The following is an 11,767-nucleotide window of genomic DNA, read 5'->3' on the forward strand; positions in this document are numbered from 1 at the left end:
CAGTACATGAGTCTCGACCAGCTTTACCAGCAGATCATTCTGGAGCACTCCAAGTCGCGACACGGCAGCGGACTGGCCGGAACGGCCGTTCCCGGCGGTGCGAGCAGCGGCCAGTCACACCAGCTCAATCCGGTCTGCGGGGATGAGATCACCGTCCGCGTCTCCGTGGCCGACGGAAGGGTCAGCGAACTCCGCTGGGACGGCGACGGCTGTTCGATCTCGATGGCGTCGGCCTCCGTCCTGACCGACCTGGCGGAAGGCCTGACGGCGGCGGAGCTGCAGACTGTGATCGGCAGCTTCCGTGAAGTGCTGCGCTCCCGCGGCAAGGTGGCCGCCGATCCTGAGGTGCTGGGGGATGCCGCCGCGTTCGAGGGCGTGGCCCGCTACGCCGCCCGGGTCAAGTGCGCCATGCTCTCCTGGGTTGCCGCCGAGGACGCGCTCGGGCAGGCGCTGTCGAACTAAGGCGCTGTCGAACTAAGGCGCTGTCGAACTAAGGCGCTGTCGAACTAAGGCGCTGTCGAACTGAGGCGCTGTCGAATCAGTGGGCATTTTCGTTAGTTCGTCGGGGCTTCAGGCAGCGCCAGGACGTTTTCGCGCCGGCGGGACATGCCCGTTTTTCGCACCGGGGACTGGGCACAATGACATTATGCCCACCTGCCGGCCCCGGCGCGGGGCATGTCCGTTCGGGCGGTGTCCAGTCCGGCGGGACATGCCCATTTTTCGCACCGGGGACTGGGCACAATGACATTATGCCCACCTGCCGGCCCCGGCGCGGGGCATGTCCCTTTGGGTCGGTGTCCAGTCCGGGGGACATGCCCATTCTTCGTACCCGGGACTGGGCATAATGACACTATGTCCACCTGCCGGCCCCGGCGCGGGGCATGTCCCGTCCGGCGGGCACGTCCCGACCGGCGGGCAGATCCCGTCCAGCGGGTATTTTCGTTGATCTGGCCGGACGCAGGTAGCCGTTGGCGGCGCTCCTTCCCGGTTACCTGCCGCCACAGCTCCTATCGGCCCGGGGAAGGCCCGGGTTTCCGTGGGCTTGAGGCGCCGGGCGCCGAAGTAACTGGGCAGGAGTGTCGCGGCCCGTCGCATTGGGCTGGTCCGGTCAGGCGTTGGATTGGTCCGGCGGCGTGGAATCTGGCGTCGGCGCGGGGGACATGTCCATTCTTCGCGCCCGGGACAGGGCACAACGGAACCATGTCCACCCGCGCACCCCGGCGCGCGGCATGTCCCTGAGCTGTGCCCTCCCAGCACCCTGGCCAAGACCCCCGACGAACTAACGAAAATGTCCACTGGGTCGCCGTCGAACCGGGGCACCTGTTGCGAACCGGGGCATCTGTTTCGAACTGACCGCCCGTCGGGGACGCCGGGTCAGGGCCGGCCGAGGCCCCGGTAGGTCCAGCCTGCGGCCCGCCACTTGGCCGGGTCCAGGACATTGCGGCCGTCGAGTATCCGCGGTGCCGTCACGAGGGCCTTGGTGTTATGCGGATCGAGATCCCGGTACGCCTTCCACTCGGTTAGCAGCAACACGGCGTCGGCCTTGTGCAGGGCGGCCTCGAGGTCCGGTTCCATCTGAAGCTCCGGGAAGCGTTTGGCTGCGTTGGTCAGCGCCTGCGGGTCCGTGACAGTCACGACGGCGCCCTGGAGCTGAAGCTGCGCGGCCGCACTCAGGGCCGGCGAATCGCGGACGTCGTCGCTTTCCGGCTTGAAAGCCGCACCCAGCACGGCAATCCGCTGGCCCATCAGGGAGCCGCCGCAGAGCTCGCGGGTCAGTTCCACCACCCGGGTCCGGCGGCGCATGTTGATCGCGTCAACCTCGCGCAGGAAGGTCAGTGCCTGGTCCGCCCCGAGCTCGCCGGCGCGAGCCATGAACGCCCGGATGTCTTTGGGCAGGCAGCCGCCGCCGAAGCCGATCCCGGCGTTGAGGAACTTCCTGCCGATCCGGTCATCGAGCCCGATCGCGTCCGCCAGACGCGTGACATCAGCCCCGGTGGCCTCGCAGACCTCGGCCATGGCGTTAATGAAGGAGATCTTGGTGGCGAGGAAGGAGTTGGCCGCGGTCTTGACCAGCTCCGCCGTCGCATAGTCCGTCACGAGCCGCGGCGTGCCGGCGGCGAGGGGAATCTCGTAAAGCCGGTCCAGTACGGCGACGGCGGGATTGTCTTCGCTGCCGTCCGGCACTCCGTAGACGAACCGGTCCGGGTTCAGGGTGTCCGTGACCGCATGGCCTTCGCGGAGGAACTCGGGGTTCCAGACCAGGGTGGCGCCGGGCTCCGTTTCCGCGATGACCTCGGCGAGCCGCGCGGCGGTGCCGACCGGCACCGTGGACTTTCCCGCGATCACATCGCCGGGCGAGACATGGGCAGCCAGTGATTCCACGGCCGCGTCGACGAAGCGCAGGTCGGCACCGTTTTCGCCACGCTTCTGCGGGGTCCCCACGCAGATGAAATGGATTTCCGAGCCCCGGGCGGCCGACATATCGGTGGTGAACCTCAGCCGTCCCGATTCTTCGAGTTCGGTCAGGAGATCGTCCAGCACCGGCTCGTAAAAGGGTGCATGGCCGCCGGAGAGTTGGGCCACCTTGTTTTCGTCAACATCGATGCCCACCACATCGTGCCCTAGCTTTGCCATGCACGCCGCATGGACCGCGCCGAGATACCCACAACCAATAACCGAGATCCGCATAATTCCGATGTCCTCCCCGCTGGGTGTGTTCACAAGAGCAAGATCTGATCACAGCGTACGTGCCGGGGCCGGGTTTCGCACAGCTGCCCGGCGCGTCAGGACATACAAGATCAGCAGGATCAACAGGGCGCCGAGCGTGGCGCCGGCGGTGTTGGCCAGGACATCCGCCAGCGACGGGTAGCGGGCGGGCAGGAAGGCGAACTGTGCCAGTTCAATGAGGCAGGACAACAGCAGCCCTGTGGCGGCTCCGACCCACCAGTAGACCGGACCCATGATCCAGACCACCAGTGCCCCCAGTGGCATAAACAGCAGGACGTTGGAGGCGGCCTCCACCAAACCATAGTCAACCCAGTGCGGGACACCCCAGCCGTGCAGCCTGCGCAGCACCTTCATCACCAGTTCGCCTCCGGCGCCACGGTCCACCGGGGTGGGCCAGAGGGTGATGAAGCCCAGGATCACGACGTAGGCGCCGAGTTCCCACGCGGCGACGCGATGGGGTTTCACGGCCGCCCCTTTCCCAAGGCACTTTAGAAGGCACTGACGTTTCTGATTCTAGCGCCGGGCTCACAGCAAATGATGGCCCTTGTCCGGCATGAGGGTCCGCCGGGCCAGGGAATCGGGGAACCGCAGCAGCGCGAGTGCGACAAGGACAGGGAAAATGCAGGCCGCAACAAACTCAGCGATCTGGGGAACACTGTCCGGCAACAGCCAGAGCGGCACCGCGTGGAGCAGGATGATGGGGGTCCCCATCTGGACGATCCGTGAAATGGCGCGTCCCGCCTTCTCCGGCAGGGCATTGGCCAGCGGCCGGGCCAGCGACATCGCGGCGAGGGCGATCAGGACGGCGACCGCGATGCTGAGCACCGGGGTGCCGAAGTCGCCAGATTTCAGCGTCATCCGGGCACTGGTTCCGGTTGCGACCAGGACGCCGCAGACCACCACGACGGCTGCGGCACCGGCGTAAAAGCGGCCCACTTTGGGCTCGATCTTCCGGTACGCGTGCCCGGCCGCCAGAAACAGGATGGCGACCGCGCCGACATCCACGGCAAAGGGCAGGCCGACGAGGAGTTGCTCGTCGAAAATGCTGGCCGCAAGGGCCAGGGCAAGGCAGCTGTAGTAGACCCAGCGTGGCGCGAGCATAAGGACCCGGAAGAGGATGGCGGCGACGAAGATCGCAGTCATGAACCAGAACGCCGTGAAAGGACTGGTGGCGCGTTCCCCGCCCCACAACAGGTCAAGGGCCCGTGAGCCCAGGCTGACTTCGTCCCGGGTCCCGGTCAGGGCACGGGCGAAGTACGGCACCGCGAGGATGGCCAGCCAGGCAAAGTAGGGGATGAGGAGCTTCCACGACTGATAGCGGAGATCCTCGAGGACGGACCGTTTGGCGGACCACAGGTAGCCCGAAAGGACGAAGAAAATCGCCACGTACCCGCCGATGGGGTACTGCACCCAGACGTGCCCGGCGACGACCACCAGCAGGCCGATCAGCCGCACGATGTCGATCCTGACGGACCGGTTCTGCAGCGCCGCAGCCGCAGCGGACGCCGTCGGTTGATCTGTGATCGGACGTTCTGTCATCGGAGCCCCGCAGTCCGGAGGTGTCGGGCACCAGATGGCCTCTCCGGCCGGCACCTTGGATCGGATACTAGCAGTCGTTCCGGGCCGTCACCAGAGAAGTCCCTACGTGTTTTTGCCCGGCGGCAGAGCCCGGTCAGCGGGCCTGACCGCCGGCGGGCTAGCCTGACCGTAGCGACAGGTCAGCCGAGCAGGCCGGCGATCCCGATCGCCGCCGTCGCCGCCCCGAGCAGCATCGAGATGCCCACCAGTACGATATGGACGGTGAGGAAGCGGGTGGCCTTACCGCCGCTGTCGCGGGACCTCGGATCCTTCATCACCCGGCGCAGGAACTGCGGCCAGACGGCCAGGGACCAGGCGCCGGCCACGATCAGGACGATGGCCAGGACCGCCGGCAGCACCATCCGCTAGTGGCTTTCCAGCCAGGCCTGGGCCTGGGTCGACTGGATGTTCAGGGCCTTGCCCACCATCGGCTCGGCCGCTTCGGCGATCTTGCCGCCCAGGAACGGCACCGAGGACGTGACGGTACCCTCAAGCTCGATCCGGGTGCTCCCGCCGTCGGCGACCAGGCGCTGGACGGCGTTCACGTCCAGGGGTGCGCCGGACACCTTCAGGGTGATGTTGCTCTGCCGGGACCCGTCCGGGGCCGGGGCATCCCAGGCCTCGAGCTGGGTCACTTTCAGGCTTTCGCCGACGAACTTCCGGGCCATCTCCGGCATCCGGGTGGTGGGGATGGTCCGCACCGTGGTGGTGCTGAAGGCGCCGGCAGGATCGCCGTCGACGGCGAAGGACTCAAGGGTGCCGCCGACGAGTTCACTCGTGTGGCGCAGGAAATCCTCGTTCACAAACACTGCGGTGACGCGGTCAACGCTGTGCGGAAGGGTGGTGGATGCACTCAATGCCATGGGGGTCCTCCGTGGGGTGGAACTGGTCGTTTCGGGCTCCGAACATCCTACGCGGTGTGCCCGGCCGGTTCCGATCCCTCGTCCTGGAGGGCCTTCGCCGCGGCCGTGATGTTCCGCGACATGGCAGGGAAGATCAGGCTGTGGAACGGCAGCACCGCGAGCCAGTACAGGCGCCCGCTGAGACCTTTCGGGAAGAAGATCGCCCGCTGCCGGTAACGGCTGCCGGTTCCCTCCGGCTCCACCGACAGCTCCAGCCAGGCCCGGCCCGGTGCCCGCATTTCGGCGCGCAGCCGGAGCAGGCGGCCGCGGTCGATCCGCTCGGCGCGCCACCAGTCCACCACTTCGCCTTCGGCCAGCAGATGCGGGTGCCGCCGTCCGCGCAGCAGACCGGCTCCGCCGGTGAGCTTGTCCAGCCAGCCGCGGACGCGCCAGGCCAGAGGCATGGAATACCAGCCGTTCTGCCCGCCGATCCCTTCGATGATGGTCCAGACGTGCTTTGGGGCCACGTCGCTGGAGAAGCTGCGCTCGTCGAGGTAGACGCGGTGGCCGGCCCAGTCCGGGTCGCTGGGGAGCGGATCGGCGTCGGCCCCCGCGCTGGCCCAGGTGGTTGCCACCTGGCCGTCGCGCTCCTTGCCCAAAGCCAGCGCCACCGCTCGCCGGTACGTGGTAAGGCCGCCTTCCGGCACAGGAAGGTAGGAATCGATGTCGTGTTCGCGGGAGACGGCGTCGTGCTGGAGGGACTCCACGAGCGGCAGGGACATGGACAGAGGAATCGGTGTGGTCAACGCGACCCACATGCCTGCCAGTTTGGGCGCCGGAATGGGGAGCGCCAGCACCACTCGGTACGGGAGGCCGGCCTCCGCGGCGTATTCCTGCATCATGCCTGCGTAGCTGAGGACCTGACGGCAGCCGATGTCGAAGGTGCGGTTGATCGGGCCGTCAAGCTCCGCGGCGCCGACGAGGTAGTGCAGCACGTCCCGAACCGCGATCGCCTCGATCTTGTTGCGCACCCAGCTGGGTGCGGGCATGAGGGGCAGCGTCTCGGACAGGTGCCGGATCATCTCGAACGACGCCGAACCGGAGCCGATCACAACGCCTGCCTGATAGACGACGGCGTCCACCGGGCTGTCCAGGAAGACCTTCCCCACCGCCTCGCGGGAGCGCATGTGGGTGGACAGCTCGGCATTGGCCGGGTGCAGGCCGCCCAGGTAAACGATCCGATCCACGCCGGCGTGCCCTGCCGCCTTCGCGGCCGTCTCGGCCATCGCCTTTTCCTTCGACTCGAAGCCCGAGCCGGCCGCCATGGAATGGACCAGATAGTAGAGGACATCGACGCCGTCCAGGGCCGCTCGCAGAGCAGCACCGTCGTCGAGGCTGCTCTGGATCACCTCCACGTCCTCCAGCCACGGCACCCCGGCGATCTTGGCCGGTGTCCGCACCAGGACCTTCACTGTGTGCCCGGCCTCCAGCAGCCGGGGGACCAGCCGCCCGCCGATGTAGCCGGTGGCGCCTGTGACGAGAACCGTCTTCCGGGTCGCCGCTGTGGGGGTGCCGTTCATGGTTGGCTCCTCGTGATTGCCGAAAATGCGTCATTGCCCATAATGGGCATTCGTAGCCCCGGCCGCCGCGGACGGGTCCCTGCTGCCAGCTTATCCCCGCAGGCCTGACCGTCCGCGGCCCCGCGGTAGGCTTGAATGACCCGGGATTCTCACGAATTCCGGCTATTCGTGTTGCCTGCACCCCAGTGATCCCATCAGGAGCTTTCGCCATGAGCCTTAACGGCCCCTCTCTCACCGGTTTGCGCCGCGTCCTCGCCGACGACCGGAATTACGCCCGGGTCAAGGCCGAGGCCGCCCGCGGTTTCGCTGTCCGCAGCGAGGACTACCAGATCAGCGCCCCGGCGGGAATGCGGTCCGCCCTGCTCGCCGAAATGGTTGACGGCCTCACCGCCTCAGCCGTTGGGGACACCGGCCCGGCCCCCGTCGTCCTCGCCGTCACCGCCACCGGACGTGAAGCCGAAGACCTGGCCGCGGCACTGCGCGCCTTCCTGCCGGCAGAGATGATCGCAGAGTTTCCCAGCTGGGAAACCCTGCCGCATGAGCGGCTCTCGCCGCGCTCGGACACCGTGGGACGGCGGCTGTCCGTTCTCCGCCGGCTCGCCCACCCGGAATCCCCGGCCGGCGCGCTCCGCGTCGTGGTGGCCCCGGTTCGCGCCGTCGTCCAGCCGATCGTCGCGGGTCTTGGCGACCTGGTGCCTGTCACTCTCACGGTGGGCCAGGAGGTGCCTTTCAGCAGCGTCGTGCGGAGTCTCGCCGACGCCGCCTACGCCCGCGTGGACATGGTCACCCGCCGCGGCGAGTTCGCGGTCCGCGGCGGGATGCTGGACGTCTTCCCGCCCACCGAGGACCACCCCGTCAGGGTGGAGTTCTTCGGCGATGAAGTGGAGCAGATGCGCTGGTTCGCCGTGGCCGACCAGCGCTCGCTGACGGCTCCCGGGGTGCAGCACCCCACCGAACTCCATGCCCCGCCGTGCCGGGAGATCCTGATTACCCCCTCGGTGATGTCCCGCGCCGCGACGCTGAAGTCCCAGCTCCCGGCCGCCGCGGACATGCTGGAGAAGATCGCCGGCGGGATCGCCGTCGAAGGCATGGAATCGCTGGCCCCCGTGCTGGTGGACGCCATGGTCCCGTTCCTGGACCAGCTCCCGGCCGGTTCCATCTCGGTGGTGATCGAACCCGAAAAGGTCCGGACCCGCGCCCACGACCTCGCCGCCACCAACGAGGAGTTCCTCGAGGCGGCCTGGTCCACGGCGTCCGACGGCGGCACGGCACCTTTGGTGCTGGACACGGGGTTGAGCTCCGCCGCCTCCGTTGCCCTGCACTCCGCCAGCTTCCGGTCGTTGACTGAGACCCGCTCCGCGGCACTCGCGCACGGCGTCTCCTGGTGGTCCATCACCTCGCTCGCCACCGACGAGGAGTTATTGCCCGACGTGGACGTCCTCAACCTGCACGCCCGGGAACCCCGCGGCTACCAGGGCGACGTGGCCGAAATGATGGACTTCATCGGCTCCCGCGTCCGGGACCAGTGGCGGATCGTCGTCGTCACCGCAGGCCCCGGCCCGGCGCAGAGGCTCGCCGAGCTCTTCCACGACGCCGACATTCCGTGCGCGCGGGTGGAATCGCTCGACGACGATCCCCAGGCCGGGCTGATCGAGGTGACCACGGCCGCCGTCGGACGCGGTTTTGTCCTGGATTCACTCAAGCTCGCGCTGCTGACCGAGGCCGATCTGCTGGGGCGCACCTCGGCCGGGTCCACGAAGGACATGCGCCGGATGCCGTCGAAGCGGCGGAACGCCGTCGATCCGCTGCAACTGCAGGCCGGCGACTCCGTGGTGCACGAACAGCACGGCATCGGCCGGTTTGTGGAGCTGATCCAGCGGAAGGTGGCTGGTGGGGGCGACGGCGTGCGCGAATACCTCGTCCTGGAGTACGCGCCGTCCAAGCGCGGCGCGCCGGGCGACCGGCTCTTTGTGCCCACCGACCAGCTGGACCAGGTCACGCGGTACGTCGGCGGGGACACCCCGGCGTTGAGCAAGATGGGCGGCGCGGACTGGGCCAGCACCAAGTCCAGGGCGCGGAAGGCGGTCAAGGAAATCGCCGGCGAGCTGATCCGGCTGTACTCGGCCCGGATGGCCTCCCGTGGCTACGCCTTCGGCCCGGACACCCCGTGGCAGCGCGAACTCGAGGAAGCCTTCCCCTATGTGGAGACCCCGGACCAGCTGACCACCATCAACGAGGTCAAAGCGGACATGGAGCGCGAAATCCCGATGGACCGGCTGATCTCCGGCGACGTCGGCTACGGCAAGACCGAGATCGCGGTCCGGGCGGCCTTCAAGGCGGTCCAGGACGGCAAACAGGTCGCCATCCTGGTGCCCACCACGCTGCTCGCCCAGCAACATTACGAGACCTTCACCGAGCGGTTCTCCGGGTTCCCGCTGGTGGTTAAGCCGCTGTCCCGTTTCCAGGGCAGCAAGGAGACCAAGGAGACGGTAGAAGGGGTCAGGAACGGCTCGGTCGACGTCGTGATCGGCACCCACCGGCTGCTGTCGAAGGACTTCACGTTCAAGGACCTGGGACTGGTGGTGGTGGATGAGGAGCAGCGCTTCGGCGTCGAGCACAAAGAAGCGCTGAAGAAGATGCGCACCAACGTGGACGTCCTGGCCATGAGCGCCACCCCGATTCCCCGGACCCTGGAAATGTCGCTCACCGGCATCCGCGAAACCTCCACGCTGGCCACCCCGCCGGAAGAACGCCACCCGGTGCTGACCTATGTGGGCCCGTACACGGACAAGCAGACATCCGCCGCGATCCGTCGCGAGCTGATGCGCGAAGGCCAGGTGTTTTTTGTCCACAACCGGGTCTCCACGATCGACCGCACCGCCGCGAAGATCCGCGAGCTCGTCCCGGAGGCGCGGGTGGAGGTGGCGCACGGGCAGATGTCCGAGAGCCGGCTGGAACAGATCATCGTGGATTTCTGGGAGAAGCGCTTCGATGTGCTGGTCTGCACCACCATCATCGAGACCGGCCTGGACATCTCCAACGCCAACACCCTGATCGTGGACGGCGCGGACAAGTACGGCCTCTCCCAGCTGCACCAGCTGCGCGGACGCGTGGGCCGCGGCCGCGAACGCGCCTACGCCTACTTCCTGTACCCCGCAGAGAAGCCTCTGGGCGAGGTGGCGCTGGAACGGCTGAAGGCCGTCGCCACGCACAACGAACTCGGCGCCGGCATGCAGCTGGCCATGAAGGACCTCGAAATCCGCGGCGCCGGCAACCTGCTCGGCGGCGAGCAGTCCGGCCACATCCAGGGCGTCGGCTTTGACCTTTACATCCGGCTGGTCGGCGAAGCCGTGGCGGACTATCGGGGCGAGGCCGAGGAGAAGGCCGCCGACATGAAAATCGAGCTGCCGGTCAACGCACACCTGCCGCACGACTATGTGCCGGGCGAACGGCTGCGGCTCGAGGCGTACCGCAAACTCGCCGGGGCCATCACCTACGAGGCGATTGGCGAGGTCCTCGCCGAGCTCGTGGACCGCTACGGCGAGCTGCCGCTGCCGGCGACGAACCTGATCGACGTCGCCCGCTTCCGGGTGGGCGCCCGCGAAGCCGGGCTCAGCGACGTGGCACTGCAGGGCAACTTCATCAAGTTCTCCCCGGCGCAGCTGCCGGAGTCCAAGCTGATGCGGCTCACCCGGATGTACCCGGGCTCGCAGGCCAAGCCGGCCCTGGACGCGGTGCTCATCCCGAAGCCCAAGACGGCACGGATCGGTGGCCGGGACCTGCAGGACGCCGAGATCCTCGACTGGGCCAACGGCGTCATCCGCAACATCTTCGCCGACGCTGCCGTCCCGGTGTCACCGGCGGTGAGCTGACCGTGATGGGAGGACACCACGCCGCGTCGGGAGCCGCGGCGTGGGTGGCCGTTGCCTCGACCGGGCCGTACACGCTGGGCTGGTACCCGCTGGACGCCACCGGGATCGTGATCGGCGGGATGGCGACGGCGGGGACGGCCCTGGTCTGCGATTGGGACCACCGTTCCAGCACTGTGGCGCACTCGCTGCCGCCGTTGTCGAACCTGATCGCCGTCGGCATCGAAAACGCCTCCGGCGGGCACCGGCAGGGCACCCACTCGGTGCTGGGCGCCGGGCTCTTCGTCCTGCTGGCCGCGATGGCGGCGCAGCTGCAGCTGCAGACCGACTGGGGGCTGCTGTCCGTCGGCGCGGGTCTGTTGTGCATGTTCCTGATCAACATCGCCGCCAAGGCGCTGAAACTATTCCCCAAGTCCGGCTGGCTCAGCAATTGGGTCTTCGCCCTGGCCATGGCCGGGCTGGTGACCTGGTTTGCGCCGCATCAGTGGACCTGGCTGCCCGTTTCCATGCTCACCGGGGTGCTGGTACACATCGTGGGGGACATGATCACCACCGGGGGAGTGCCGCTGCTGTGGCCGCTCGTGATCAAGCCGCCGAAGTTCCTGCGCAGGCTGCCGCTGATCAAGAATGTCTGGAAGGCCAACGGGGCGTTCTCCATTCCGCTGCTGGGCCGCGCCGGCTCGCGGCGGGAATGGTTTGTGCTGATCCCGGTCAGCGCCTACGCCATGATCGGCATGTTCGGCGCGGCGCTGGCCCTGGCCGAGGCGCATGTCCCGGCCGCCGTGGCAATGGGCACGGCGCTGGTGCAGAGCCTGTTCGGGCTGGCAGCCGGCGCATAGCAGCGGTTGTTAAATGACTGAAGCTCCGGCGAACCGGAGCTTCAGGCGTTCTAAGGATGTTGCTGCCGGCGTTTAAATCTCGCCGGCGGAATCCGAGCGGCCCAGAATCGTCTGCGGGATCCAGAACGCCGCAGCGAAGAGTCCCAGGCAGGCGACCATCGGCCACGGGTTGCCCAGCGTCAGGAAGGACAGCGAGTAGAGCGAACCGAGGAACAGGGCCATCATCAGGACGAAGAGGATGATGGTGGATCCGAGGGGGTTCTCGGTCTGCGGCGTCTGCTGGGTCTTGGCGGTGTTGCTGGACATTCGTTCCTCCTCGGCCCCTGGGGGCT

At 67.7% G+C, this 11,767-nt stretch carries 10 protein-coding genes; 3 read left to right on the forward strand and 7 right to left on the reverse strand.

Translation table 11 applies throughout. From position 1 onward, the window contains the following. Window positions 1-6 precede the first annotated feature (6 nt). Entirely contained in the window at window positions 7-462 is a 456-nt protein-coding gene (gene sufU, locus RCH07_RS07645) for a Fe-S cluster assembly sulfur transfer protein SufU (protein WP_326966867.1), read from the forward strand. A 912-nt stretch (window positions 463-1,374) separates the two neighbouring features. On the opposite strand, the gene RCH07_RS07650 is transcribed toward sufU, so the two are convergent. The 6 genes from RCH07_RS07650 to RCH07_RS07675 all read right to left on the reverse strand — a co-directional run bounded on the left by RCH07_RS07650 (window position 1,375) and on the right by RCH07_RS07675 (window position 6,727). Further along, window positions 1,375-2,688 carry a UDP-glucose dehydrogenase family protein gene (locus RCH07_RS07650; protein ID WP_326966907.1) on the reverse strand — a complete coding sequence of 438 codons (1,314 nt, stop codon included), beginning with the start codon at window positions 2,686-2,688 and terminating at the stop codon, window positions 1,375-1,377. A gap of 48 nt (window positions 2,689-2,736) precedes the next feature. Continuing rightward, complete coding sequence (locus tag RCH07_RS07655) at window positions 2,737-3,192, reverse strand: VanZ family protein (RefSeq protein ID WP_326966868.1); 456 nt, start codon at window positions 3,190-3,192, stop codon at window positions 2,737-2,739. 60 nt (window positions 3,193-3,252) lie between these two features. Next, window positions 3,253-4,266 (reverse strand): acyltransferase family protein, encoded by a 1,014-nt coding sequence (locus tag RCH07_RS07660; RefSeq protein ID WP_326966869.1) that lies wholly within the window; start codon window positions 4,264-4,266, stop codon window positions 3,253-3,255. Between the two features lie 179 nt (window positions 4,267-4,445). Next, entirely contained in the window at window positions 4,446-4,667 is a 222-nt protein-coding gene (locus tag RCH07_RS07665) for an SCO4848 family membrane protein (protein WP_326966870.1), read from the reverse strand. Window positions 4,668-4,670: 3 nt separating this feature from the next. Further along, window positions 4,671-5,168 (reverse strand): DUF2505 domain-containing protein, encoded by a 498-nt coding sequence (locus RCH07_RS07670; RefSeq protein ID WP_326966871.1) that lies wholly within the window; start codon window positions 5,166-5,168, stop codon window positions 4,671-4,673. A gap of 47 nt (window positions 5,169-5,215) precedes the next feature. Next, complete coding sequence (locus tag RCH07_RS07675) at window positions 5,216-6,727, reverse strand: SDR family oxidoreductase (protein ID WP_326966872.1); 1,512 nt, start codon at window positions 6,725-6,727, stop codon at window positions 5,216-5,218. Between the two features lie 209 nt (window positions 6,728-6,936). On the opposite strand from RCH07_RS07675, the gene mfd reads away from it, so the two are divergent. Next, the gene (gene mfd, locus RCH07_RS07680) at window positions 6,937-10,599 is read left to right on the forward strand and encodes a transcription-repair coupling factor (RefSeq protein ID WP_326966873.1); all 3,663 of its coding nucleotides are present in this window, start codon (window positions 6,937-6,939) and stop codon (window positions 10,597-10,599) included. A gap of 2 nt (window positions 10,600-10,601) precedes the next feature. Then, window positions 10,602-11,435, forward strand: a complete 834-nt coding sequence (locus tag RCH07_RS07685; RefSeq protein WP_442784789.1) for a metal-dependent hydrolase — start codon at window positions 10,602-10,604, stop codon at window positions 11,433-11,435. A 72-nt stretch (window positions 11,436-11,507) separates the two neighbouring features. On the opposite strand, the gene RCH07_RS07690 is transcribed toward RCH07_RS07685, so the two are convergent. Next, a complete protein-coding gene (locus tag RCH07_RS07690) occupies window positions 11,508-11,741 on the reverse strand; it encodes a hypothetical protein (RefSeq protein WP_326966875.1) in 234 nt (77 codons plus the stop codon). Window positions 11,742-11,767 lie beyond the last annotated feature (26 nt).

The organism is Arthrobacter sp. CG_A4, from assembly GCF_035985125.1.
In the GTDB taxonomy this organism is placed as follows: domain Bacteria; phylum Actinomycetota; class Actinomycetes; order Actinomycetales; family Micrococcaceae; genus Arthrobacter.